This window comes from Sphingomonas pseudosanguinis (assembly GCF_014196255.1).
Classification (GTDB): domain Bacteria; phylum Pseudomonadota; class Alphaproteobacteria; order Sphingomonadales; family Sphingomonadaceae; genus Sphingomonas; species Sphingomonas pseudosanguinis.
The window spans coordinates 1-23482 of record NZ_JACIDH010000018.1; the positions used below are offsets into that span (position 1 = coordinate 1).

General features: G+C 68.4%; 24 protein-coding genes, 1 tRNA gene and 2 riboswitches. Of the genes, 16 read left to right on the top strand and 9 right to left on the bottom strand.

Going from position 1 to position 23482, the window contains the following annotated elements:
* Window positions 1–240: transposase (locus tag GGR48_RS14980; protein ID WP_183952656.1), on the bottom strand; the 240-nt coding region annotated here is incomplete at its 3' end.
* 157 nt (window positions 241–397) lie between these two features.
* Between GGR48_RS14980 and GGR48_RS14985 the strand changes: the two genes are divergently transcribed.
* A complete protein-coding gene (locus tag GGR48_RS14985; RefSeq protein ID WP_183952657.1) occupies window positions 398–1585 on the top strand; it encodes a glycosyltransferase in 1188 nt (395 codons plus the stop codon).
* Between the two features lie 4 nt (window positions 1586–1589).
* On the opposite strand, the gene GGR48_RS14990 is transcribed toward GGR48_RS14985, so the two are convergent.
* The 4 genes from GGR48_RS14990 to yajC are packed head-to-tail and all read right to left on the bottom strand — an operon-like array spanning window position 1590 to window position 4945.
* On the bottom strand, window positions 1590–1976 hold the full coding sequence (locus GGR48_RS14990; protein ID WP_183952658.1) for an Mth938-like domain-containing protein: 387 nt from the start codon (window positions 1974–1976) through the stop codon (window positions 1590–1592).
* A gap of 9 nt (window positions 1977–1985) precedes the next feature.
* The gene (gene secF / locus GGR48_RS14995; protein ID WP_183952659.1) at window positions 1986–2966 is read right to left on the bottom strand and encodes a protein translocase subunit SecF; all 981 of its coding nucleotides are present in this window, start codon (window positions 2964–2966) and stop codon (window positions 1986–1988) included.
* Window positions 2967–2982: 16 nt separating this feature from the next.
* Window positions 2983–4587 (bottom strand): protein translocase subunit SecD, encoded by a 1605-nt coding sequence (gene secD / locus GGR48_RS15000; RefSeq protein ID WP_183952660.1) that lies wholly within the window; start codon window positions 4585–4587, stop codon window positions 2983–2985.
* Window positions 4588–4594: 7 nt separating this feature from the next.
* Window positions 4595–4945: a preprotein translocase subunit YajC gene (gene yajC, locus GGR48_RS15005; RefSeq protein WP_183952661.1), complete on the bottom strand. Its 351-nt coding sequence runs from the start codon at window positions 4943–4945 to the stop codon at window positions 4595–4597.
* 193 nt (window positions 4946–5138) lie between these two features.
* Here yajC and GGR48_RS15010 point away from each other — a divergent pair.
* Together GGR48_RS15010 and GGR48_RS15015 are read left to right on the top strand one after the other, a co-directional pair.
* Window positions 5139–5215, top strand: a tRNA-Pro gene (locus tag GGR48_RS15010).
* Between the two features lie 201 nt (window positions 5216–5416).
* Window positions 5417–5926, top strand: coding sequence for a YcxB family protein (locus GGR48_RS15015; RefSeq protein ID WP_183952662.1), 510 nt, complete (start codon window positions 5417–5419; stop codon window positions 5924–5926).
* Window positions 5927–5961: 35 nt separating this feature from the next.
* On the opposite strand, the gene GGR48_RS15020 is transcribed toward GGR48_RS15015, so the two are convergent.
* The gene (locus tag GGR48_RS15020) at window positions 5962–6540 is read right to left on the bottom strand and encodes a septal ring lytic transglycosylase RlpA family protein (RefSeq protein ID WP_183952663.1); all 579 of its coding nucleotides are present in this window, start codon (window positions 6538–6540) and stop codon (window positions 5962–5964) included.
* A gap of 109 nt (window positions 6541–6649) precedes the next feature.
* Window positions 6650–6852, top strand: a riboswitch (cobalamin riboswitch).
* 158 nt (window positions 6853–7010) lie between these two features.
* Here GGR48_RS15020 and GGR48_RS15025 point away from each other — a divergent pair.
* The 7 genes from GGR48_RS15025 (at window position 7011) to cobJ (ending at window position 16180) form a co-directional block, all read left to right on the top strand.
* Window positions 7011–8066 (top strand): HoxN/HupN/NixA family nickel/cobalt transporter, encoded by a 1056-nt coding sequence (locus GGR48_RS15025; protein WP_183952664.1) that lies wholly within the window; start codon window positions 7011–7013, stop codon window positions 8064–8066.
* Between the two features lie 154 nt (window positions 8067–8220).
* Window positions 8221–8419, top strand: a riboswitch (cobalamin riboswitch).
* Between the two features lie 181 nt (window positions 8420–8600).
* Window positions 8601–9638 carry a cobalamin biosynthesis protein CobW gene (gene cobW, locus GGR48_RS15030; RefSeq protein ID WP_183952665.1) on the top strand — a complete coding sequence of 346 codons (1038 nt, stop codon included), beginning with the start codon at window positions 8601–8603 and terminating at the stop codon, window positions 9636–9638.
* Between the two features lie 6 nt (window positions 9639–9644).
* On the top strand, window positions 9645–12965 hold the full coding sequence (cobN, locus tag GGR48_RS15035; RefSeq protein ID WP_183952666.1) for a cobaltochelatase subunit CobN: 3321 nt from the start codon (window positions 9645–9647) through the stop codon (window positions 12963–12965).
* A complete protein-coding gene (locus tag GGR48_RS15040) occupies window positions 12962–14083 on the top strand; it encodes a cobalamin biosynthesis protein CobG (RefSeq protein ID WP_183952667.1) in 1122 nt (373 codons plus the stop codon). The genes cobN and GGR48_RS15040 overlap by 4 nt, the downstream gene beginning before the upstream one ends.
* Entirely contained in the window at window positions 14083–14712 is a 630-nt protein-coding gene (locus GGR48_RS15045; protein WP_183952668.1) for a precorrin-8X methylmutase, read from the top strand. The genes GGR48_RS15040 and GGR48_RS15045 overlap by 1 nt, the downstream gene beginning before the upstream one ends.
* Entirely contained in the window at window positions 14709–15434 is a 726-nt protein-coding gene (cobI, locus tag GGR48_RS15050; RefSeq protein WP_183952669.1) for a precorrin-2 C(20)-methyltransferase, read from the top strand. The genes GGR48_RS15045 and cobI overlap by 4 nt, the downstream gene beginning before the upstream one ends.
* A complete protein-coding gene (gene cobJ, locus GGR48_RS15055; protein WP_183952670.1) occupies window positions 15431–16180 on the top strand; it encodes a precorrin-3B C(17)-methyltransferase in 750 nt (249 codons plus the stop codon). Before cobI ends, cobJ begins: the two co-directional genes overlap by 4 nt.
* Here cobJ and GGR48_RS15060 read toward each other — a convergent pair.
* Window positions 16156–16902, bottom strand: a complete 747-nt coding sequence (locus GGR48_RS15060) for a cobalt-precorrin-6A reductase (protein ID WP_183952671.1) — start codon at window positions 16900–16902, stop codon at window positions 16156–16158. The genes cobJ and GGR48_RS15060 overlap by 25 nt on opposite strands.
* Here GGR48_RS15060 and cbiE point away from each other — a divergent pair.
* From cbiE to cobF, 6 genes are read left to right on the top strand one after another with little or no spacing between them, the layout of a single operon-like run.
* Window positions 16901–18100, top strand: a complete 1200-nt coding sequence (gene cbiE, locus GGR48_RS15065; protein ID WP_183952672.1) for a precorrin-6y C5,15-methyltransferase (decarboxylating) subunit CbiE — start codon at window positions 16901–16903, stop codon at window positions 18098–18100. The genes GGR48_RS15060 and cbiE overlap by 2 nt on opposite strands.
* Entirely contained in the window at window positions 18094–18444 is a 351-nt protein-coding gene (locus GGR48_RS15070; protein WP_183952673.1) for a cobalamin biosynthesis protein, read from the top strand. Before cbiE ends, GGR48_RS15070 begins: the two co-directional genes overlap by 7 nt.
* A complete protein-coding gene (gene cobM / locus GGR48_RS15075; protein ID WP_183952674.1) occupies window positions 18441–19205 on the top strand; it encodes a precorrin-4 C(11)-methyltransferase in 765 nt (254 codons plus the stop codon). The genes GGR48_RS15070 and cobM overlap by 4 nt, the downstream gene beginning before the upstream one ends.
* Window positions 19202–20509 carry a cobyrinic acid a,c-diamide synthase CobB gene (locus tag GGR48_RS15080; protein ID WP_183952675.1) on the top strand — a complete coding sequence of 436 codons (1308 nt, stop codon included), beginning with the start codon at window positions 19202–19204 and terminating at the stop codon, window positions 20507–20509. Before cobM ends, GGR48_RS15080 begins: the two co-directional genes overlap by 4 nt.
* Window positions 20506–21228: a uroporphyrinogen-III C-methyltransferase gene (gene cobA, locus GGR48_RS15085; protein WP_183952676.1), complete on the top strand. Its 723-nt coding sequence runs from the start codon at window positions 20506–20508 to the stop codon at window positions 21226–21228. Before GGR48_RS15080 ends, cobA begins: the two co-directional genes overlap by 4 nt.
* Entirely contained in the window at window positions 21225–21989 is a 765-nt protein-coding gene (cobF, locus tag GGR48_RS15090; RefSeq protein WP_183952677.1) for a precorrin-6A synthase (deacetylating), read from the top strand. Before cobA ends, cobF begins: the two co-directional genes overlap by 4 nt.
* Window positions 21990–22354: 365 nt before the next feature.
* On the opposite strand, the gene cobO is transcribed toward cobF, so the two are convergent.
* Together cobO and cobU are read right to left on the bottom strand one after the other, a co-directional pair.
* Window positions 22355–22954, bottom strand: coding sequence for a cob(I)yrinic acid a,c-diamide adenosyltransferase (cobO, locus tag GGR48_RS15095; protein ID WP_420854047.1), 600 nt, complete (start codon window positions 22952–22954; stop codon window positions 22355–22357).
* A complete protein-coding gene (gene cobU / locus GGR48_RS15100) occupies window positions 22954–23478 on the bottom strand; it encodes a bifunctional adenosylcobinamide kinase/adenosylcobinamide-phosphate guanylyltransferase (RefSeq protein WP_183952679.1) in 525 nt (174 codons plus the stop codon). Before cobU ends, cobO begins: the two co-directional genes overlap by 1 nt.
* Window positions 23479–23482: the final 4 nt, after the last annotated feature.

Consider the following 23482-nt stretch of genomic DNA (forward strand, 5'->3'; position numbering starts at 1 on the left):
CAGCGCGTCGAGCAACTTGAGCCAGAAGCCACGGCGCGACCAGCGGTTGAACCGGTTGTAGATCGTGGTCGACGGCCCGTAATCGGCCGGGCAGTCGCACCAGCGGCTGCCGACCTTCAGCACATGCACGATCCCGGAGATCACCCGCCGGTCGTCTACCCGTCGTGCACCAGGCTGGTTCTTCGGCAAATGCGGCTCGATCGCCGCCCACGCTTCATCCGACAACCAGAACAGCGCCATGCCTCACTCCTCCTGATCCACACACCAGTGAATCAGGAAAACCATCACCCCTCAAGAGGCTGATTGAGTTTGAACCCTAGTCCAGAGTGGTGGTGCCGCCCGAAAAAGTGGTGCAAATGAGCCGCGCCTTGTGCGGGAGAGGTCGGTATAAGGCGTCATGCTGCACGTCCTGACCCTGTCCAGCCTGTTCCCCGATGCGACCCGGCCCAATTTCGGGGTCTTCGTCGAACGACAGACGGCGGCGCTGTCGGCGCGGCCGGGAGTGGCGGTGCGCGTCGTCGCGCCGATCGGCTTGCCGATCTGGCCGCTGGCGCGGGCGGGGCGCTTCCGCGTACAGGCCGCCCTGCCGCTGCGGGAGACGTGGCATGGCCTGGACGTGTCGCGGCCGCGCTTCGTCACGCTGCCGGGGACGGGCGGGCGGTTCCATGTCGCCGCGCTCGTCCGCGCGCTGGCACCGGTGCTCGACGCCTTATGGGCCGAGCAGCGTTTCGATGTGATCGACGCTTCCTTCTTCTTCCCCGACGGCCCCGCCGCCGTCGCGCTGGGACGGCGCTATGGCGTACCGGTGTCGATCAAGGCGCGCGGGGCCGATATCCATCACTGGGGCTACGCGCCCGCCACCCGTGCGCAGGTCGCCCGGGCGGCGCGCGCGGCGGACGGGCTGCTGGCGGTCAGCGACGCCATGGCCGACGACGTCGCCGCATTGGGCGTCGCGCGCCAGCATGTCCGGGTGCATCATACCGGCGTCGACCAGGCGCGGTTCCAGCCGACCGACCGCGCCGAGGCGAAGCGTGCGCTGGGTGTCGCGGGGCCGCTGGTCCTATCGCTGGGCGCGCTGATCCCGCGCAAAGGGCACGGCGTCGTCATCGACGCGGTGGCGCGGCTGCCCGGCGTGACGCTGATGATCGTGGGCGAGGGGGCCGAGCGTGACGCGCTGGCGACGCGGTCGCGGCGGCTGGGCATCGCCGATCGCGTGCGGCTGGTCGGCGGGATGCCGCATCATGACCTGCCGGCGCTGCTCGGCGCGGCCGATGTCATGGCGCTGGCGTCGGTGTCCGAAGGGCTGGCCAATGCCTGGGTCGAGGCGCTGGCCTGCGGCACGCCGATCGTCATCACGCCGGCGGGCGGAGCGCGCGATGTCGTGACCAGTCGCGCGGCGGGGCGGATCGCCAGCGCCGATGCGGGCGCGTTCGCGGCGGCGATCGGCGAGGTGTTGGCCCAGGCGCCCGATCCCTGGACGGTGCGCGCGGCGGTGCGGGATTTCACCTGGCCGGCCAATGCGGCGGCGTTGCACTCGCATCTGGCCGAACTGGTCGGGCGGCGGAACGACTCCGCGCCCCGATAAGGTGTCAGGCGGCGTCGAGCGGGTAGAGCGCGGCGACGATCTTGCGCCCCTCGCTGCGCAGCACACCCCAGGCGCGGGCGGCGGCGCGGCTATCCATCGCCTCGACGCCCAGGCCCGCCGCCTCCATCGCCGCGCGGAACGCCGCCGGCGGGCGGCGCAGTTCGGCACCGGTGCCCAGCAACAGGAACTCGGGCGCTTCGTCGATCAACGCCTGGACCGAGGCGGTGTCGAGCGCGTCGAACGCCGGCGGGCTCCACGGCTCATGCCAGTCGGGCGACAGGAGCAGCGCCGGATAGGCGATCTCCCCGACCCGGTAACCGTTCGCGGCGAAGCCACGGACGATCGGGCCGGGTGCGGTGGGATCGCGGGTGATGCGGATCGAATCGCTCATGCGCGCCGCTTAGCCCTCACGCGGGGTGATACGCTCGGCGTCGGCGATGGTCCGCTTGTCGGTGGTGCCCGGCTTCTCACGATTCGGCTCGGCGCGCAGGCCCAGCGAGATGAGCAGCGAGGACGAGACGTAGATCGACGAATAGGTGCCGACCACGATGCCCAGGATCATCGCGGCGGTGAAGCCGCGCAGCACATGGCCGCCCAGCAGCAGCAGCGCGACCAGCGCCAGCAGGATCGTGACCGAGGTCATGACCGTGCGCGGCAGCGTCTCGTTGACCGACAGGTTGATGATCTCGCGCATGTCCATCTTGCGATAGCGGCGCATATTCTCGCGGATGCGGTCGTCGATCACGATCTTGTCGTTGATCGAATAGCCGATGATGGTCAGGAACGCCGCGATGATCGTCAGGTCCAGTTCGAACTGGGTGATCGCGAAGAAGCCCAGCGTGACGAGCAGATCGTGGACGATCGCGACGATGGTCGACACGCCGAACTGCCATTCGAAGCGGAAGATGGCGAACAGGCCGATGCCCAGGATCGCCAGCACGACCGCCAGCACGCCGTGCTTGATCAGCTCGTTCGACACCTTGCCCGACACCGTGTCGTAACGGCTGAAGGTGGCGCCGGGGAATTGCTGGCCCAGCGCGGTCTCGACCTTGCGGACGACGGCATTGGTCGCGCCTTCGTCTTTCGATTCGGGCAGGGGCAGGCGAATGCTGATGGTGCGGCCGTCGCCGACCGTCTGGATGCTGGCTTCGCCCACGCCCAGGCCATCGACGACCGAGCGGACGCGGTCGGCCGAGGGCGGGGTGGGGAACTTCTCTTCGATCATCAGGCCGCCGACAAAGTCGACGCCCAGATTGAGGCCCTTGGCGAACGTCACGCCGACCGCGAGCACGGTCAGCAACAGGGTCAGCCCGAACGCCCAGCCGCGCAGGCGGACGAAATCGATGTTCGTATTGTCGGGGACGAGTTTCAGGAGGCGCATGATCTGTTCTCCTGCCTCAAATATTGATGGTCTTGGGCTTTTCGCGGCGCAACCACAGCGCCACGAGCATCCGCGTGAAGGTAACGGCGGTGAACACGCTGGTCACGATGCCGATCAGCAACACGACCGCGAAGCCCTTCACGGGCCCCGAGCCGAGCACGAGCATGATGACGCCCGAGATCGCGTGCGTGACGTTCGCCTCGAAGATCGTCCGGCTGGCCTCCTTATAGCCCAGCTCGACCGACTGGACGACGCTGCGCCCGCGTCGTCGTTCTTCGCGGATACGCTCGTTGATCAGCACGTTGGCGTCGACGGCGGTGCCGATGGTCAGAATGAAGCCCGCGATGCCCGGCAAGGTCAGCGTGGCGTTCAGCATCGCCATGACCGCCAGGATGACCAGCACATTGATGACGACCGCGATGTTGGCATAGATGCCGAACCGGCCATAGGTGACGGTCATGAACACGATCACCGCGACCGCCGCGATCGCCGAGGCCAGGATGCCCTTGCGGATCGAGTCGGCACCCAGGTCGGGGCCGACGGTGCGTTCCTCGACGACCTTCAGATCGACCGGCAGCTTGCCCGAGCGCAGCGAGATCGCCAGCTGGTTGGCGCTGTCGACGGTAAAGTTGCCGCTGATCGAGGCGCGACCGCCCAGGATCGGCTCATTGATGTTGGGGGCCGACAGCACCTGACCATCGAGGATGATGGCGAAGGGCTTGCCGGTGTTTTCCTGCGTGATGCGCGCGAACTTGCGGCCGCCCTGCGCGTCGAAGGTGATCGCCACTTCCGGCGCGTTCGTCTGTTGATTGAACTGCTGCTGCGCGTCGATGAGCTGGTCGCCCGAGATGATGACGGGACGCTTCACCGCGATCACCGGCGCACCCAGCGGGTTGCCGGGATAGGGCAGGACCTGGCTGCCCGCCGGTGCATTGCCCTTGACCACCTCGGCTGGATTGGCGGTGGTGTCGACCAGCTTGAATTCCAGCTTGGCGGTCTTGCCGATCAGGTCCTTGAGCTGCTGCGGGTCCTGAAGACCCGGCACCTGCACAACGATGCGGTTGCTGCCCTGCTGAAGGATGGTCGGTTCCTTGGTGCCCAGCGCGTCGATACGCCGCCGGACGACTTCGGTCGCGGTCTTCATCGCGGTGTCGACCGCCTGGTTCAGGCCCGCCTGGGTCGGCTTCAGCACGAAGCGCGAGGTGTCGACGACCTGGATGTCCCATTCGCGCTGGCCGCTCATGCCCGCACCGCCGCCGGTGATGGTCAGCAGCCGCTCGCGCGCCGCATCGACCTGCGAGGGGTCGCGCAGCATGAAGCTGAGCTGGCCGTTGCGGACCGAGATGTCACCGATGTCGATCCGCGGATTACCGCGCCGCATCTCGGCGGCGACCTGATCGCGCATCGTCTCCAGCCGCGTGTTGGCGAGGTCGGCGGTGTCCGCCTCCAGCAGCAGATAGCTGCCGCCCGCCAGGTCGAGGCCCTTGTTCACGCGGGGATGCGGAATCGAACCCCAGCTGTTGGTGACGCTTTCGGGCAGAAAGCTCGGGACCGCCAGCAGGCACAGGGCGGCCAGCAGGGCGATGATGGAAGCGACCTTCCAGCGGGGGAAATCCAGCATCGTGAGGTCAGTCGTTCGCGGGTTTGGCGTTGGGGTTGACCACGTCGGTCAGCGTCGCCTTGACCACGCGGACGCGGACGTTCGGGGCGATCTCGACCTCGACCAGCTGGTCCTCGACGCGGGTCACCTTGCCGACGATGCCGCCCGCCGTGGTGACCTGATCGCCCTTCTTGACCGCCTCGATCGACGCCTGCAGCGTCTTCATGCGGCGCTGTTGCGGGCGGATCATCAGGAAATAGAAGACGACGAAGACGAGGAGCAGCGGCGCGAGGCTGAGGAACGAGGCGGCGCCACTCGATGCGGCGGCGCCGGAGGCGGCGGCCATCACGGCGACTGGGGCGGTGAAGGGAATGAACATTCGGACCCGTCTTTGCTGAATGGGCACGGGCACCCGCCGATGCGCGAACGATCGACCAGCCCCCATGTCGGATAGCCTGCCCGCTACCATCGCAGGCGGACAGGCGCAATGGAGAGGCCGATGTGGTGTCGCCATCATCGCAACATCAAGGCTTGCATCCCGGATAAAACCCGCCTAGAGGCCGCCGCTCGGTCGGGGCGTAGCGCAGCCTGGTAGCGCATCACACTGGGGGTGTGGGGGTCGCAGGTTCGAATCCTGTCGCCCCGACCAATCTTCTTCCAACATTGGCGGATGACGATGAAGCGGGCGAAAGCCCGCTTTTTCGTTTTTGGCCTCTAGTTCCTAAATAGATCACGGCAAAGAGGCAGGCGATCATGCCGTCATGGGCGGATCGTAGCGACGCAATCCGAGTGTCAGCTACGAGTGTTCGACCCCATTGCGGAATATACAGCGCGATGGCACAGTCATGCCATGCAAGTAGCGAAATTCGACGCCACTGCCGATGATTTGCTGGCGGCATACCGCCTGAATTTTAAGATCAGACTCAAAGCAAAGCGCGCAAGGCGTAACCTCATGATAGGTTGTCTTTTTTTAAGTGTGCTATCGGTATTCGCGGCGTGGTTGTGGGATTTGGGCTCTTTGCCAATCGCTGCGGCAGTAGGCGCGGTCTATTGGGTGCTATTTTTAGTCGCTGTCTTCGGCGCCGCTTACCTGAGATTGCGCGGTCAGTCTCGAACCATCTATGCTCAGCAGAAAAACCTTCATGGAACTACGTTCGTCGAATGGGATGACAGAGGTATCAAATTTGGCTCGATAAGGGGGCAGTCGAACTTTGAGTGGGACGATTTTTACGGCATATTTGCAAATGCTGAAGTCATTATTCTCAAGCAAAGCGCAGATTTGATGAATTTCATACCGACGCGAGCGCTTACAGATGATCAGGTCGTATATATTGCCGGGCGCCGAACGGGGCAAAGTTAGACGGTGTCCTTAAAATGGGCCCTTGCATTCGTTATCTACCGCACCGTCATCCCCGCCGCCGCGACCTGCGACATCAGGTTTGCCCGCACCGCATCCGACACTGGCGGCAGAGGCCGCGCCGCCTTTCCGTGGCGCAGGCGTTCGCGGTCCTTCTCGTCCGGCTCGACGACGCGTACCCGCACCGCCGCCTTGCCGACCGCGCGCAGGCCCAACTGCTCGGCTGCGCCGCGTGACAGGTCGATGATCCGCGACGATCCCGCGAACGGGCCGCGATCGTTGACCCGCACGATGATCCGCCGCCCGGTATCCAGCGCCGTCACCTCGACATAGCTGGGCAGGGGCAGGGTAGTGTGCGCCGCCGTCGCCCAGCCGGGGCGGAAGCGTTCGCCGTTCGCGGTGCGCTTGCCCGATTCGCTGCCATACCAGCTGGCATAGCCGAGCATGTCGTAGGTCGCGTCCTCGGCGGGGACATAGGTGATACCCCGCACCGTATAGGGCTTGCCGATCCGCACCGGCGTGTCGCTGACCGGTCGGTAATGGCCGCCGGCGCAGGCCGCGACCAGGCAGGCCGCCGCCGGTGTCCAGCGCCGCCCCCGGAGAGGCCATCGTCTCACATTCACCATGAGGCGGGGCTTAAGCCGCGCGCCGGGCGCGATAAAGCGGTTTGCGCCTCCATCCACCGCAGACTATCCCCGTGCCGACCGGTCGGGGCTTTCAGCTCCATCGCCGGCCAATCGCATCGGTGCCCCTCGGGGCTTGAAACGGGAATATGGTGCAAAGCCATAGCTGTCCCTGCAACTGTAAGCGGTGAGCGCGTGATGCCGGTTCCTGCGAGAGGGAACAGCCACTGGAGTTATCCGGGAAGGCCGCATGACGGAACGCTTCGACCCGCGAGCCAGGAGACCTGCCGATGCGAGTCGCTCTTGCCGCGATCCAGGGGATGGTCATGGCTGGGATATATTGTATCATTTGAGCGACGCCGTCCGGCCGACCCGAATCGCAAGACCCTGCTAGGCGCGCGCCCGTCTGGCAGGAGCGGGGCGGCCTTTCGTCGCCATGGCGCTTGGGGGAGGTTGATCCGCCCATGTCCGAAGTTTCCGCCCGTTCTTCTTTGAAGCGTCGCGTCATGCTGCTGATGGGGGCGTTGGTCATCATCAATATCGCCGTCTGGGGCTGGGCGTTCAGCGTTTTTGCGGGCAACAGCCTGATGCTGGGCACGGCTTTGCTCGCCTATAGCCTGGGGCTGCGCCATGCGGTCGATGCCGATCACATCGCCGCCATCGACAATGTCACCCGCAAGCTGATGCAGGACGGTCAGCGGCCGATCGCGGTCGGCCTGTGGTTCGCGATCGGCCATTCCGCCATCGTGCTGATCGCGGCGACCACGGTCGCGCTGGCGGCGAGCACCCTGTCCGACTTCGAGGCGTTCGGGCAGAGCGGCGGCACCATCGCCACCATCGTCTCGGCGAGTTTCCTGTTCGCCATCGCGATCATGAACCTGATCATCCTGCGCGATGTCTGGACCCGCTTCCGCCGCGTCGCGCGCGGCGAGCCGATGGCGGAGGCCGATGCCGACATGTTGTTTTCGGGGCAGGGGCCGTTGTCGCGGCTGTTCCGCCCGCTCTTCCGGTTGATCCGGCGGAGCTGGCATATGGCGCCGCTGGGCTTCCTGTTCGGGCTGGGCTTCGACACCGCGACCGAGGTGGCGATATTGGGTCTGTCGGGGTCGCATGCCGCCGATGGCGTATCGCTGGCGACGATCCTGGTGTTCCCGGTGCTGTTCGCGGTCGGCATGGCGCTGATCGACACCGCCGACGGGCTGGTGATGCTGGGCGCCTATGAGTGGGCGTTCGTCCATCCGCTGCGCAAGCTCTACTATAACATGACGATCACGCTCGTCTCCGCGCTGGTTGCGCTGGTGATCGGCGGCATCCAGGCGACCGCCTTGCTTGCCGAGCGGTTCGGATGGACGGCGGGGCCGTTCCGTTATGCGGGCGCGCTGGCCGAGCATTTCAACGTGCTGGGTTTCGCGATCGTCGGACTGTTCGTCCTCTGCTGGGGGGCGAGTTTCCTACTCTATCGCTGGCGCGGGTTCGCGGCGATGGAGGCGCGAATTGCCAAGCCCGGCGCGGCGGGATAAATGCCGCGGATCGGGCTCCTAACCGCGAGAACATTGAACCGATCCGTCATTGCGAGCGGAGCGAAGCAATCCAGAGCCGGACCAGGACGCCCTGGATTGCTTCGCTCCGCTCGCAATGACAGCCTTGATCGCTTCGATGGGATCAACGACCCAGGAACTCGACGATCGCGCCGGTGCCCGCAAGGGCTTCAAACGGGAATGGGGTGAAAATCCCCGGCTGTCCCTGCAACTGTAAGCGGTGAGCGAGCGATGCTGGTGCTGTAGCAGGCACCGCCACTGGAGTGATCCGGGAAGGCGCATCCCCTTCGCTTCGACCCGCGAGCCAGGAGACCTGCCGGCGTCATGGTCGCTCTTGCCTGGACCCAGGGGGTGGTCGGGGCACGGTTCTCCGTCGGGGAGCGACGAAGCCATGCGGCCGGGGCCGCATCGGTCGCCGGTTCAGCGGGGCGGACGCATGTCGCGCGCCCGTTCGTCACCGCTCCGGCGACAGGTCCCATGTCCGCGCTCGCTCGTCCGGCGCGTCGGAGAAATAGCATGCGTGACCTGTCCAAGGTCCCCGTCACCATCGTCACCGGCTTTCTGGGCGCGGGCAAGACGACGCTCATCAGCCATCTGATCCGCAACGCCGGCGGCCGTCGCCTGGCGGTGGTCGTCAACGAATTCGGCACTTTGGGCGTCGATGGCGACATCCTGCAAAGCTGCGCGATTCCCGACTGTCCGGCGGAGAATATCGTCGAGCTGGCAAACGGCTGCATCTGCTGCACCGTCGCCGACGACTTCATCCCCACGGTCGAGCGGCTGCTGGCGATGGAGCCGCGTCCCGATCACATCCTGATCGAGACGTCGGGGCTGGCGCTGCCCAAGCCGCTGTTGAAGGCGTTCGACTGGCCCGCCATCCGCTCGCGCATCACGGTCGACGGCGTCGTAGCGCTGGCCGATGCGGAGGCGGTCGCGGCGGGCCGCTTTGCCCCCGATCTCGACGCGGTGGAGGCGCAGCGTGCCGCTGACCCCAGCCTCGACCACGAAACCCCGCTGTCCGAGGTGTTCGAGGACCAGCTCGCCTGCGCCGACATCGTCCTGCTGACCAAGGCCGACCTCGCCGGGCCGGAGGGCGTCGCCAAGGCGCGCGCAATCATCGCCGCCGAAGCCCCGCGCCCGCTGCCGATGGTCGAGGCGGTCGACGGCATCGTCTCCGCCGAGATCGTGCTGGGTCTGGAGGCGGCGGCCGAGGATGACATCGCCGCGCGCCCCTCGCATCATGATGGCGCGGACGATCACGAGCATGACGATTTCGACAGCATCTCGGTGATGCTGGGCGAGGTGGAGAGCCCCGAGGCGATCGCGGCGCGCATCGTGACGCTCGCCGAGCAGCAGGATATCCTGCGCGTGAAGGGCTATGCCGCCGTCGCGGGCAAGCCGATGCGGCTGCTGGTCCAGGCGGTCGGCCGCCGGGTGCGGACGAATTACGACCGTCCCTGGGGTCCGGGCGAGCCGCGCGGCACGCAGCTGGTCGTCATCGCCGAGCATGACCGTATCGACCGTGCGGCGATCGAGGCCGTGCTGAAGGGCTAAACGCACATGCATCTCGTCTTTCGCGAGAGCCATGGGCTGGAGGAACAGGCGGTTCCACAGGATCTGGGGCAGCGCCCCGGTGACGTGGTCGTGCTGTCCTTCTCCGACAGCGACCTCAGCGCCTTTGCGGCGGGCTGGCGGGTGGGCGGCTTCGACTGGTCGCTGCGGCTCGCCAATCTGTCGGCCTTGGTCCATCCGCTGTCGGTCGACACCTATGTCGAGCAGACGCTGGTTCACGCGAAGGCGATCCTGATCCGGTTGATCGGCGGGGCGGCGTACTGGGACTACGGCCTGCGTGAGGTCGAGCGGCTGGCGCGTGAACGGGGCATCGCGCTGGCGGTGCTGGCGGCGGACGGGCGTGAGGACCGGCGGCTGGCGGCGGCGTCGACGGTGGATGCCGGGTTGGTTCGGCGGTTGACGGCGCTGTGCGATGCGGGTGGGGCGGATGCAGCGGCGATGGCGTTGAGCGCGTTGGCGGCCGTCTCGCTTGCGGCCCTTGCCCCTCCCCAACCCCTCCCCCTGCCGGGAGAGGGGCTTTCTGCTGGAAGTGTCGCCAAAGGCACGCCCCTCCCGCAGGCGGGAGGGGATGGGGGAGGGGCCTCTCCACACGTAGCAGCTGTGGGAGGCTGGGCGCCGGACGGAGTTGTTTGCCCTGCAACTGCTGTACTGAAGCCAACCCGCCCCCGCATCCTGATCGTCTTCTACCGCGCCTATCTCGCCGCCGCCGATCTGGAACCCATCGCCGCCCTCCACACCGCGCTGACCCAACGCGGCTTCGATCCCATCGCCCTGTTCGTCCCCTCGCTCAAAGCCGAGGGCGCAGGCCCCTGGATCGCGCGCTGGGTCAAAGCCCTAAACCCCGCCGCGATCATCAACGCCACCGCTTTCTCCGCGCGCGGCGAGGACGACACCACCCCGCTCGACGGTGCGGGCGTGCCGGTGTTCCAGGTCGCGCTCGCCACCAGCGACCGTGAGGGCTGGGAGGGTTCCCCGCGCGGCCTGTCCCCCGCCGACCTCGCCATGCACGTCGTCCTGCCGGAGATCGACGGGCGGCTGTTCGCGGGCGTGGTCAGCTTCAAGCAACCCGGCGAGCGCGACCCCGATTTCGACATCGCCTTGCGTCTCCACCGCGCCGAGCCCGCCCGCATCGCGGCGGTCGCCGACCGGGTGGCGGGCTGGACGAAGCTGGCCGCGACCCCGGTGGCGGAGCGGCGGCTGGCAATCCTGTTGTCCACCTATCCGGGCAAGGACTGGCAGGCGGCGCATGCGGTCGGGCTGGACGGCTTTGCCTCGACGCAAGCGATCCTCGAAGACCTCCATGCTGCCGGTTACGACACGGCCCCGCGCGCCGACCTGCCCGCCGCGCTGATCGGAAACCGCATCGCCTGGCCGGTCGTCGCCTATCGCGAGGCGCTGGCCAGCTTGCCCGAAACCCTTCGCGCCGACCTGCTCGAAAGCTGGGGCGCGGTCGAGGACGACCCCCTGATCAAGGGCGACCAGTTCCATTTCCCCGCCCTCACCCTCGGCAAGGCGATCGTCGCGCTCCAGCCCGAACGCGGGCGGCGCGAGGCGCGCGCCGACGATTATCACGACCTCTCCCGCTGCCCGCGCCATTCCTATGTCGCCTTCTACCTCTGGCTGCGTGCGCAAGGGATCGACGCGCTGGTTCATGTCGGCGCGCATGGCACGCTGGAGTGGTTGCCCGGCAAGGCGGTCGCGCTGTCCGATGCCTGCTGGCCCGAGGCGCTGACCCGCGACTGGCCGGTCCTTTATCCCTTCATCGTCAACGATCCGGGCGAGGCGGCGCAGGCCAAGCGCCGTCTGGGCGCGGTGACGATCGGCCATGTCCCCCCGGCGCTGGTCCAGGCGGAGACGGGCGCGGGGCTGGGGCGGCTGGAGGCATTGCTCGACGAATATGCCAATGCCGATGGCCTCGACCCCGCGCGGCGCGATCGGCTACGCGGTCTGATCGCCGAAGAGGCGGAGAACGTGGGGCTGGGCGAGACTTTGGGGCTGGCGGGGACGGACGATCCGCTCGCCCGGATCGACGCGTTCGTCTGCGACGTGAAGGACAGCCAGTTCGGTGAAGGGCTGCACATCTTCGGCCGCGGCGAGCAGGGCGCGGCCGAACGCGCCGGGCTGCTCGCCGGACTGGATGGCAAGCGCGTTCCGGCGGGGCCTTCGGGTTCGCCCTATCGCGGGCGCGCCGATGTGCTGCCGACGGGGCGCAACCTCTATGCCATCGACCCGCGCGCGGTGCCGAGCCGCGCAGCGCAGACCCAGGGCGTCAAGCTCGCCGAGGAGCTGCTCCGCCGCCACATGCAGGAGGAGGGCGATTACCTGCGTACCCTGATCGTCGATCTCTGGGGATCGGCGACGATGCGCACGGCGGGCGAGGAGTTCGCCATGGCGCTGCACCTGATCGGCGTCGAGCCGGTCTGGGATCACCGTTCCGAGCGGGTGACGGGGTTCGAGGTCATGCCGCTGATGCGCTTCGACCGGCCGCGCGTCGATGTGACGTTGCGCGTGTCGGGGCTGTTCCGCGATGCCTTCCCGCATCTGGTCGCGCTGTTCGGGCAGGCGGTGCGTGCGCTGGCCGCTCGCGACGAAGAGGCGGACTGGAATCCGTTCAAGGGACAGGCGACTCCGCGCGTCTATGGTCCGGCGCCGGGCCGCTACGGTATCGGGCTTGACCCGGAGGCGGGCTATGACGAGGCCGCGCGGATCGAGGCGGGGCAAAGCTGGCTCGCCGCCTCGGCCACCGCGCTCGACGATGGCGACCGGCGCGATGCGGCAGGGATCGCGGCGCGGGTGGCGGGGGCGCAGGCCTTCGTTCATGTCCATGACCTGCCCGAGAGCGACTTGTTGCTCGCCGCCGACTATGCCGCGCATCAGGCCGGTTTCGCGGCGGCGCGGGCGGTCGTGGGCGAGGGGGCGGCGTCGCTCTATCATCTCGACACGCGCGATTCCGAAAGCCCCAAGGCGCGGACGCTGGCCGAGGAGATCGCCCGCACCGTGCATGCCCGCGCCGCCAACCCACGCTGGGTGGCGGGCATGATGGCGCATGGCTTTCGGGGCGCGGCCGAGATCGCCGCGACGCTCGACCATCTGGGCAGCTTCGCGCATCTGGCCGATGTGGTGCCCGCCGCGCTGATCGATTTGTACTGGGATGCGACGTTGGCCCGCGACGAAGTGCGCGAATTCATGGCGCAGGCGAACCCGGCGGCGCTGGCGGCGATGGAGGCGCGCTTTGCAGCGCTTCATCGGGCGGGACTGTGGCGGACGCGGCGCAATTCGGTGCTGGCGATGCTGGACGGCGCGGCATGAGCGGGTTCGAGGTCAGGGGCTGGTGCCCCGATGCGTTCCGCCCGATGATGGCGGGTGACGGCCTGCTGGTCCGCGTGCGTCCGCCGCTGGCTCGGTTGACGGCGGCGCAGGTCGAAGGGCTGTGCGACGCGGCGAACGCCCATGGCAATGGTCAGTTCGACCTGACCGCCCGCGCCAACCTGCAATTGCGCGGCGTTACCGAGGCGGGCTGGCCCGTGCTGATCGAAGAATTGCAGGCGCTCAGGCTGGTTGACTCCGATCCGGTGCGCGAGGGGCGGGCGGCGATCCTGCTCAACCCCGACTGGCGTGAAGGCGACGACACCCATGCCATCGCCAGAGAATTGCGCGCGCGGCTGGCCGAACTGCCTGAATTGCCGGGCAAGGTCGGCTTTGTAGTCGATGCCGGACCGAAGCTGATGCTGGCGCAAGAACCCGGTGATTTTCGAATTGAGCGAGCGGCTACAGGGGAATTACTGTTGCGCGCCGATGGCCGGGCAAGCGGCGTGACTGTGACCCGCTCGAATGCCGTCGATGCGCTGATCCGGCTGGCGCACTGGTTCGCCGACAGCGACGGAGCCGCCACCGGGCGGATGGCGCGGCACAAGGCCGCGCTACCCGACTGGGCTAAAGGGAACGCCGTACCTGCAACGGGTACAACGATGCAGCCCGGTGCGCATCCGATCGGTGCGGTCTATGGCCTGCCTTTCGGCCGGATCAATGCCGCGTCGCTGGCCGCCTTTGTCCGCACCCATGACTGCGCCATTCGCCTTACCCCTTGGCGGCTCCTGATCGCGGAGGGCATCGCCCCGACGCCAGCCCACGGGATGCTGCTGGCCGACAGCTCTATCCTGCACGTCGATGCCTGTGTCGGCGCGCCCGCCTGTCCGCAGGCCAGCGTCGCGACCCGCGATCTTGCCGCCCAACTCGCGCCGCTGATCGAGGGCCGCCTGCACGTCTCGGGTTGCGCGAAGGGCTGCGCACGGGCACGGGCGGCGGACTGGGTGTTGACCGGGCGGGCGGGGGCGTTCGATCTGGCGCGCAATGCCCGCGCCGGGGCCGCGCCCCTTCACACCGGATTGACGCCCGAGCGGGCGGTCGCGCTTCTCGGAGCCTGTTGATGTCGTACGTTTATGAAACCGATGGCGCGGCGATCTATCGCCAGTCCTTCGCCATCATCCGCGCCGAGACGGACCTCGCCCGCTTCGATGCGGAGGAAGAGCCGGTTGCGGTGCGCATGATCCATGCCGCCGGGCTGGTCGAACTGGCGCCCTCGATCCACTTTTCGAGCGGCTTCGCAGAGGCGGGGCGGCAGGCGCTGGCGAAGGGCGCGGCGATCCTGTGCGATGCACATATGGTCAGCGAAGGCGTCACCCGCGCGCGCTTGCCCGCCGACAATCCGGTGATCTGCACGCTGCGCGATGCCTCGGTGCCTGCACTGGCGAAAGAGATGGGCACGACCCGCTCCGCCGCCGCGCTGGAGCTGTGGCGGCCGCACCTGGCGGGGGCGCTGGTGGCGATCGGCAATGCGCCGACCGCGCTGTTCCATCTGCTGACCATGCTGGAAGATCCGACATGCCCGCGTCCGGCGGCGATCATCGGCTGTCCAGTCGGTTTCGTCGGTGCGATGGAGTCGAAGGACGCGCTCTGGGAGGCGCAGCCCGTGCCATGCGCGATCGTAAAGGGTCGCCCCGGCGGCAGCGCGATCACGGTGGCGGCGATCAACGCACTGGCGAGCCGCGCCGAATGACGGGAACCGTTTACGGAGTCGGCCTGGGGCCGGGCGCAGCGGACCTGATGAGCGTCCGCGCCGACCGGCTGGTGCGCGGGGCGCGGCATGTCGCCTATTTCCGTAAAAGCGGACGGCGCGGCCATGCGCGTACCATCGTCGAGGGCATGCTGCGGGGCGACGTGGTCGAATATCCGATGGACTATCCGGTCACGACCGAAATCCTGTTCACTGATCCGCGCTATAACGAATGCCTGTCGGCCTTTTATGCGGACTGCACCGCGCATATCCTGTCGCTGGTGCAGGGCGGCGAGGACGTCGTGGTGCTGTGCGAGGGCGATCCGTTCTTCTATGGCTCGTTCATGCACTTGCACAGCCGGTTGAAGGACCACGCCCCCGTCGCGGTCGTGCCCGGCATCACCGGCATGTCGGGCGCTTGGACCGCCAGCGGCGCGCCGATCACCTGGGGCGACGATGTGCTGACCGTCGCGATGGCGACCCTGCCCGAGGCGGAGCTGACCCGCCGCATCGCCGAGACCGACGCACTGGTCGTCATGAAGATCGGCCGTCACTTGCCCAAGTTGCGCCGCGCCATCGCGGCGGCAGGGCGGACGGAGCAGGCATGGCTGGTCGAACATGCCGCCCAAGCCGGGGAACGTGTGCGCCGTCTGGCCGAGGTGGAGGATGCACCCGCCCCCTATTTCTCGATCGCCTTGATCCATGGACAGGGACGGCGGCCATGAGCGGCTGGCTGATCGTCGTCGGCCTGGGGCCGGGCGCGGAGGCGATGGTGACGCCGGAGGTGTCGGCGACGCTGGCGGAGGCGACCGATGTGGTCGGTTACATTCCTTATGTCGCGCGCGTGCCCAAGCGGCCCGGCCTGACTCGCCATGCCAGCGACAACCGGGTCGAGCGCGACCGTGCGCTCCATGCACTGGAGATGGCGGAAGCAGGGCAGCGCGTCGTCGTGGTGTCCTCGGGCGACCCGGGCGTGTTCGCCATGGCGGCGGCGATCTTCGAGCGGGTGGAGGAAGATGCCGAGCGCTGGCACGATCTCGACATCCGCGTCCTGCCCGGCATCACCGCGATGCTGGCGGCAAGCGCGCGGGCGGGGGCGCCGCTCGGGCATGATTTCTGCGCGATCAACCTGTCGGATAATCTGAAACCGCAAGCGCTGATCGAGCGGCGATTAAAGCTGGCGGCGGAAGCGGATTTCGCCATCGCGCTTTATAATCCCCGTTCAAAGGCGCGGCCCGATGCACTGGACGCCGCCTTCGCGCTGCTCCGCGAGACATGCGGTGACGAGCGCCCGGTATTGTTCGCCCGTGCCGTTTCGACGCCGGAGGAGCATTTGCGCATCGTGTCCTTGCCCGAAGCATGCGGCGAGATGGCCGATATGCGTACCATCGTCATCATCGGGTCCAGCCGCACGCGGATGATCCCGCACGCCGGGCGGCCGATCCTCTATACCCCCCGGACGACGCCGTGATCCAGCCACTCCAGCACGGCCGCGACGCTGCTCACCTGCGGGCGGGGCGGGATGAAGGGGCGGTCGATCATCACGACCGGCAGGCCCAGTTCGCGCGCCGCATCCAGCTTGGCCCGCGCGCCCGATCCGCCCGCATTCTTGGCAACGACCACCTCGATCCGGTGGTCGCGCAGCAGCGCGCGTTCGCCCGCCAGGGTGAAGGGACCGCGATCCACCACCAGGTGATGGTAGGGCAAAGCGGGCGGCGCGGCAGCATCGACGAAGCGCAGCAGATAGAAGTGCTGCGGCGCGCTGGCAAAATCGCCGATGGTCTGGCGACCCAATGCGAGGAAGACGCGCGCCGGACCGGAGCCGAGCGCCGCCACCGCCTGTTCGGTATCCGCCACGCGGGTCCAGCGATCGCCGGGACCGTCCACCCATTCGGATCGGGTCAGCGCGAGCAGTTTTACGCCTGCGCGCTCCGCCGCCGCGATGGCATTGGCGCTGATCCGCGCGGCGAAGGGGTGAGTCGCGTCGACCAGATGGGTCACGCCTTCCCGCGTCAGATAGTCGGCCAGACCGTCCACGCCGCCGAACCCGCCGACACGGGTCGGGATCGCCTGCGCGCGCGGGTTTTCGGTGCGGCCCGCATAGCTGAGCGTCGCCCGCTCGCCTTGCGCGGCCAGCGCGGTGGCCAGGGCGCTCGCTTCGGTCGTGCCGCCGAGCAAAAGGATATGGCGCATGGCTGACTCCGGGCCGTGGCTGACGATCGTCGGGATCGGCGAGGATGGCTGGGACGGCCTGACCGCCCCCGCCCGCGCCGCGATCGAGGCCGCCGATAGCGTGATGGGTGCACCGCGTCACCTGTCGCTGCTGCCCAAGGCGGGTCGCGCCGAGCGGATCGTCTGGCCGGTGCCCTTCGCCGAGGGCGTGCCGCTGTTGCTCGAACGGCGGGGCGAGCGGGTGGTGATGCTCGCCTCGGGCGATCCCTTCTGGTTCGGCGCGGGGTCGGTCGTGACCCGTCATCTGGAGCCGGGCGAGTGGGTCGCCTATTCGGCACCGTCGACGCTGTCGCTGGCGGCGGCGCGGCTGGGTTGGCCGGTCGAGACGATCCACAGCGTCGGCCTCCACGCGCGCCCGGTCGAGACGCTGCGTCCGCTTTTGGCGCCGGGACAACGCATCCTGGCGTTGATGCGTGACGGCGCTTCGGTGACCGGGCTGGCCGCATGGCTTACCGAGCAGGGCTTCGGCGACAGCGCGCTGACGGTGCTGGAGGCGCTGGGCGGGCCGCGTGAGCGGGTGCGGGGCTGCACGGCGAATGCGCTCGACTGGACCGACATCGCGCACCCGGTCGCGGTGGCGATCGAGCCTGCCGGGGCGGGGCGAGTCCTGCCCTGCGCGAGTGGCCTCGACGACGACTGGTTCGCGCATGACGGCCAGATCACCAAGCGCCCGGTCCGCGCGCTGGCGCTCTCCGCGCTCGCCCCGTGTTCCGGCGAGTTGCTGTGGGACATCGGCACCGGATCGGGTTCGGTCGCGATCGAATGGCTGCTGAGCGACGCGACCACCCGCGCCATCGGCTTCGAGCGCGATCCCGACCGTCTCGCGCGCGCCGCCGACAATGCGGCGCGGCTGGGCCTGACCCGGCTGGAACTGGTCGAGGGCGATGCGGTCACCGAACTGGCCCAGCGCCCGCACCCCGATGCGGTGTTCGTCGGCGGCGGCCTGTCGCGGCCGTTGGTCGAGGCGTTGCGGACCCTGCCGCACTGTCGCTTGGTCGCCCATGCCGTGACGCTGGAGACGGAGGCGCTGCTGGCGGAATGTCATGCGCGATACGGAGGTGAGTTGCTGCGCATCGAACTGGCGCGGGCTCGTCCGCTCGGCACGAAGCGGGGGTGGAAGGCTAGCTATCCTATCGTGCAATGGCGGGTCGCATGGTGATCGCGGGGTTCGGATGCCGGGCAGAGGCGACGGCCGAGTCGTTCCGCAGCGCGTTGGCGGCGACCGGCATGCGTCCGGATGCGCTGGCCGTACCCGCCGACCGCGCCGCGGTGATCGCGCCATTCGCCGAAGGCATGGCTGTCCACACCATCGCCACCGACCTGTTGCAAGGCATCGACACCCCGACCCGCTCGACCGTCAGCCTAGCCGCGCGTGGCGTGGGCAGCGTCGCCGAAGCCGTGGCGCTCGCCGCCGTCGGGCAGGGCGCGCGGATCGTCATTACCCGTGTAATCTCCTCCGACCGCATGGCAACCTGCGCCATTGCCCAGGGACTTGAAGAATGACCGTCCATTTCATCGGCGCCGGACCCGGCGCGCCCGATCTGCTGACCCTGCGCGGTCGCGACCTGATCGCCGCCTGTCCGGTATGCCTCTATGCCGGATCGCTGGTGCCGGAGGCGGTGCTGGCGCACTGCCCGCCGGGCGCGAAAATCGTGAACACCGCGCCGATGACGCTCGACGAGATCATGGCCGAGATCTCGGACGCCCATGCCAAGGGGCAGGACGTCGCCCGACTCCATTCGGGGGACCTGTCGGTCTGGTCGGCGATGGGTGAGCAGGTCCGGCGGTTGCGTGAACTGGGCATACCCGTCTCGGTGACGCCCGGCGTGCCGTCCTTCGCGGCGGCGGCGGCGGTGCTGGAAAGCGAATTGACCCTGCCCGGCGTCGCCCAGTCGGTGATCCTGACCCGCACTCCCGGCCGCGCCAGCGCGATGCCCGATGGCGAGTCGCTGACTGCCTTTGCCGCGACCGGGGCGACGCTGGCCATCCATCTGTCGATCCACAATCTGGCCAAGGTCGTGGCCGACCTGACCCCGCATTACGGGAGCGACTGCCCCGTCGCGATCGTCTGGCGCGCCAGCTGGCCCGAGCAGCGGATCGTCCGCGCGACGCTCGCCACTATCGAGGAAGCCGCCGCCGATGGGCCGGAGCGGACCGCGCTGATCCTGGTCGGCCGTGTCCTCGCGCCAAGCGGTTTCGCCGAGAGCCGTTTGTACGCCGAAGGCTATGACCGTCGCTATCGCCCCGGAAACAGCCTGACATGACGCCGGGCCTGATGATCGCCGCGCCCGCCTCGGGCACTGGCAAGACGACGGTGATGCTCGGCCTGCTCCGCGCGTTTCGCGATGCGGGACTGGCGGTGCAGCCGTTCAAGAGCGGCCCCGATTACATTGACCCCGCCTTTCATCGCGCAGCCTGCGGGCGGGCGTCGTTCAACCTCGATGGCTGGGCGATGCCAGCCCCGCTGCTCGATACGCTGGGTCAGCGCGGGGCGGATGCCGATCTGGTGTTGGCGGAAGGCTCGATGGGACTGTTCGACGGTGTGGCCAAGCCCGGCGCGACCGGCATGGGCAGCAGCGCGGAGACCGCCAAGCGCATGGGCTGGCCGGTGATCCTGGTCATCGACGTATCGGGTCAGGCCCAGTCGGCGGCGGCGACCGCGCTGGGCTTCGCACGCTACGACCCGGAATTGCGGGTGGCGGGCGTGATCCTGAACCGTGTGGCGAGCCCGCGTCACGAGCGGCTGGCGAAGTTGGGTTTCGAGGAGATCGGCCTGCCGGTCTTCGGCGCGCTGCCTCGGCGCGGCGACCTGGTCCTGCCCGAGCGGCATCTGGGGCTGGTGCAGGCGGTCGAGCATCCCGAACTCGACCGGCTGATCGGCGACTATGCGGCGTTCCTCGCGGCGCATGTCGATCTGGAGGCGGTCCGTGCGGCGGCCTATGCCAAGCCCGCCATGCCCATATCCGGCACGCTCCCGCCACCGCCCGCCCAGCGGATCGCGCTGGCGCAGGATGCGGCCTTTTCCTTCGTATATCCGCATATGCTGGAGGGCTGGCGCGCGGGCGGTGCGGAAATCCTGCCCTTCTCACCGCTGGCCGACGAAGCCCCCCATGCCTCGGCCGATCTGGTCTGGCTGCCCGGTGGCTATCCCGAGCTTCATGCCGGACGGCTGGCGGCGGCGGAGCGTTTCCGCGCCGGGCTCGCCGCCCATGCCGCCACCAAGCCGATCCACGGTGAGTGCGGCGGCTATATGGCGCTGGGCGAGGCGCTGATCGACGCGGCGGGCGTCAGTCACCGGATGGCCGGGCTGCTCGGCCTCGTCACCAGCTATGCCAAGCGCAAGATGCATCTGGGCTATCGCCGCGCGACCTTGCTTGGTGACGTGGCGGGCATGCCCGAGGGTGCGGTGCTGGGCGGGCATGAGTTTCACTATTCAACCGTCCTCGAACAGCCCGATGCCCCGCTTGCCCATGTCGTCGATGCGCAAGGTGACGCCGTACCGGAAACCGGATCGCGGCGGGGCCAGGTGACTGGCACCTTCTTCCATCTGGTGGCGCGCTGGTGGTGAGCGGGTTCGTATCCCTCGTCGGTGCGGGGCCGGGCGATCCGGAGCTGCTGACGCTGAAGGCGGTGCGCTGTCTGGGCGCGGCCGATGTCGTATTGTTCGACGACCTCGCCGCCGGGCCGATGCTGAGCCATTGCCGCCCCGACGCCGAGCTGATCGCGGTCGGCAAGCGCGCGGGGCGCGCCTCGCCCAAACAGGGTGAGATCGATCGGCTGCTGGTCGACCATGCGCTCAGCGGCAAGCGGGTTGTCCGGCTGAAGTCGGGCGATCCCGGTATCTTCGGGCGGTTGGAGGAAGAGATCGTCGCGCTGAAGACGGCGGGCATTCCTTATGAGATCGTCCCCGGCGTCAGCGCGGCGAGCGCGGCGGCGGCGGCGGCGGGTATTCCGCTGACCCGGCGCAACGAAGCCAGGCGCGTGCAGTTCGTGACCGGTCATGACGTCACCGGCGCGCTGCCCGCCGACCGCAACATGGGCGCGCTGGCCGATGCGAGCGCGACGACGGTGGTGTTCATGCCCAAGCGGACCTTCCCCGCGCTGGCCGAGACGCTGGTCGCGCACGGCCTGTCGCCTGAGACGCCGGCGCTGATGGCCGAGCATGTCGGCTGTCCCGACCAGCGGCTGACCCGCGCCAGCGTGGGCGCGCTGGCGGCGCAACTGGCAGAGGGCGTGTCGGACAAGGCGGCGCTGATCCTCTACGGCCCGCTGATGGAGGATCTGTGATCCATCTCGACCTGATCGGCATCGGCACGGGCAATCCCGATCATCTGACTCGTGCGGCGGAGGCCGCGATGCGCGCCGCCGACCTGATCCTGCTGCCGCGGAAAGAGGACAAGGCCGAGCTGATCGACTTGCGCCGCGACATCTGTGCGCAGGTGCTGGCCGGGACGGCGGTGCGCGTGGTCGAGTTCGACCTGCCGGTGCGGGCGATTGAGGGAGCCTATCTCGATACGGTCGAGCATTGGCACGATGCGATTGCCGAACGCTGGGCGGCGGAGATCGCGGCGCATCTGCCGGGTGGCGGGCGCGTGGCGTTGCTCGTCTGGGGTGATCCGTCGCTGTACGACAGCACGATCCGTATCGCCCGGCGCCTGGCCTCCGTGGAGCGGGTGACGGTGGTGCCGGGGATCACCAGCCTCCAGGCGTTATGTGCGGCGCATGCCGTTCCCTTCAACGCGGTCGGGGCGCCGGTGATGGTGACGACCGGGCGGCGGCTGCGCGAAACTGGTTGGCCCGAGGGGGCGGATAGTGTCGCGGTGATGCTCGATGGGGGGTGCGCGTTCATGACGCTGGACCAGCCGGATGTCGCGATCTGGTGGGGGGCGTATCTGGGCATGGCGCAGCAAGCGATCGAGTCCGGGCGGCTGGCGGATGTCGCCGAGCGGATCGTTGCACGCCGGGCGGAACTGCGGCGTGCGCATGGCTGGATCATGGACGTGTACCTGCTCCGGCGGGGTGGGGATTTGGTGGGGGAAGGGGCGTGATGGAGCCCTCCCCTCTGCCACGCGCCGCTCCCCTCCCGCAGGCGAGTTGCGGGTCGGCCATGCCCCCGGCATGGCCTGAACGATGCGAGGCATCGTTCACCCGCAACTGGGCTGGGGGAGGGTCCCGCCCCAAGCTGTATCGCCCGTGGCTTAACCCCCACCCCAAACCCCTCCCCCCTGCCGGGAGGAGGGGCTTAATGCGGATCGTTTCGTCCCGAGCATCTCCCCTCCCGCAGGCGAATTGCGGGGCGGCCATGCCTCCAGCATGGCCTGAACGACGCGGGGCATCGTTCACCCGCAACGGGGTTGGGGGAGGGCAGGGCCACAGGCCAGACGCCGTTTGGTGCACCCCTCCTTGCTTAGGCTTAGAACTCGATGCCCTTTTGCGCCTTCACGCCCTGTTCGCGGAAGGGGTGCTTCACCTGCGTCATGTCGGTCACCAGGTCCGCCGCGTCTATCAGCGCCTCGGGCGCGTTGCGGCCGGTTATCACGACATGCGTCATCGCCCCCTTGGTGCTCAGCACCTCCAGCACCTCGTCGACCGGCAGGTAATCGTAACGCAGCACGATGTTCAGCTCGTCCGCGACGATCAGGTCGTAGGACGGATCGGCGATCATCCGCTTGACCTCGTCCCACGCACCCCGCGCGGTGGCGATGTCGCGGGTGCGGTCCTGCGTGTTCCAGGTGAAGCCTTCGCCCATCGCGTGGAAATCGACCTCTGGAAAGCGCGCCAGCACGGCCGCTTCGCCGGTGGTCATCGCGCCCTTCACGAACTGGACCATGCCGACGCGCATGCCGTGGCCGACGGCGCGGATCACCATGCCGAGCGCGGCGGTCGTCTTGCCCTTGCCCTTGCCGGTATGGACGATGATCAGGCCCTTTTCGGCATCGCGTGCGGCGACCTTGCTGTCCTGCGCGGCCTTTTTCTTGGCCATGCGCTCGGCATGTTCGGCGTCGGTTCGCATCATTTCTCTCCTGAAAGCCTGAGCGGCAGTCCGGCGACGACCAGATCGGTCGCATCGCACACCCGCGCCAGTCGCTGGTTGAGCGTGCCCTGCGCGTCGCGGAAGCGCCGGGCCAGCGCATTGTCGGGCACGATGCCGAAGCCGACTTCGTTGCTGACCAGCACCACCGGCCCGGGGGCGTTTGCCAGCGTCGCGACCAGCGCATCGCCAGCCGCCGCCAGATCGGCCTCGCCGAGCAGCAGGTTGGTCAGCCACAAGGTCAGGCAGTCGACCAGCAGCACCCGGTCGGCGCGGCTATGCTGGGCGATAGCTTCGGGCAAAGCCAAAGGGGCCTCCACGGTCGTCCAGCGTTCGTCGCGATCGGCTTGGTGCCGCGCGATGCGGTCGCGCATCTCGTCGTCCCATGCCTGCGCGGTCGCGATGAAGCAGCCGGTGGGCGTCATCGCTTCGGCCAGCGCCTGTGCGTGGCGGCTCTTGCCCGACCGGGCACCGCCGAGGACGAGAATGGTGCGGGGCGTCGTCATGCCG

Coding starts and splice junctions, on each gene's coding strand:
- GGR48_RS14985 (WP_183952657.1), top strand. CDS start 398: ATGCTGCACGTCCTGACCCTGTCCAGCCTGTTCCCCGATGCGACCCGG.
- GGR48_RS14990 (WP_183952658.1), bottom strand. CDS start 1,976: ATGAGCGATTCGATCCGCATCACCCGCGATCCCACCGCACCCGGCCCG.
- secF (WP_183952659.1), bottom strand. CDS start 2,966: ATGCGCCTCCTGAAACTCGTCCCCGACAATACGAACATCGATTTCGTC.
- secD (WP_183952660.1), bottom strand. CDS start 4,587: ATGCTGGATTTCCCCCGCTGGAAGGTCGCTTCCATCATCGCCCTGCTG.
- yajC (WP_183952661.1), bottom strand. CDS start 4,945: ATGTTCATTCCCTTCACCGCCCCAGTCGCCGTGATGGCCGCCGCCTCC.
- GGR48_RS15015 (WP_183952662.1), top strand. CDS start 5,417: ATGCAAGTAGCGAAATTCGACGCCACTGCCGATGATTTGCTGGCGGCA.
- GGR48_RS15025 (WP_183952664.1), top strand. CDS start 7,011: ATGTCCGAAGTTTCCGCCCGTTCTTCTTTGAAGCGTCGCGTCATGCTG.
- cobW (WP_183952665.1), top strand. CDS start 8,601: ATGCGTGACCTGTCCAAGGTCCCCGTCACCATCGTCACCGGCTTTCTG.
- cobN (WP_183952666.1), top strand. CDS start 9,645: ATGCATCTCGTCTTTCGCGAGAGCCATGGGCTGGAGGAACAGGCGGTT.
- GGR48_RS15040 (WP_183952667.1), top strand. CDS start 12,962: ATGAGCGGGTTCGAGGTCAGGGGCTGGTGCCCCGATGCGTTCCGCCCG.
- GGR48_RS15045 (WP_183952668.1), top strand. CDS start 14,083: ATGTCGTACGTTTATGAAACCGATGGCGCGGCGATCTATCGCCAGTCC.
- cobI (WP_183952669.1), top strand. CDS start 14,709: ATGACGGGAACCGTTTACGGAGTCGGCCTGGGGCCGGGCGCAGCGGAC.
- cobJ (WP_183952670.1), top strand. CDS start 15,431: ATGAGCGGCTGGCTGATCGTCGTCGGCCTGGGGCCGGGCGCGGAGGCG.
- cbiE (WP_183952672.1), top strand. CDS start 16,901: ATGGCTGACTCCGGGCCGTGGCTGACGATCGTCGGGATCGGCGAGGAT.
- GGR48_RS15060 (WP_183952671.1), bottom strand. CDS start 16,902: ATGCGCCATATCCTTTTGCTCGGCGGCACGACCGAAGCGAGCGCCCTG.
- GGR48_RS15070 (WP_183952673.1), top strand. CDS start 18,094: ATGGTGATCGCGGGGTTCGGATGCCGGGCAGAGGCGACGGCCGAGTCG.
- cobM (WP_183952674.1), top strand. CDS start 18,441: ATGACCGTCCATTTCATCGGCGCCGGACCCGGCGCGCCCGATCTGCTG.
- GGR48_RS15080 (WP_183952675.1), top strand. CDS start 19,202: ATGACGCCGGGCCTGATGATCGCCGCGCCCGCCTCGGGCACTGGCAAG.
- cobO (WP_420854047.1), bottom strand. CDS start 22,954: ATGCGAACCGACGCCGAACATGCCGAGCGCATGGCCAAGAAAAAGGCC.
- cobU (WP_183952679.1), bottom strand. CDS start 23,478: ATGACGACGCCCCGCACCATTCTCGTCCTCGGCGGTGCCCGGTCGGGC.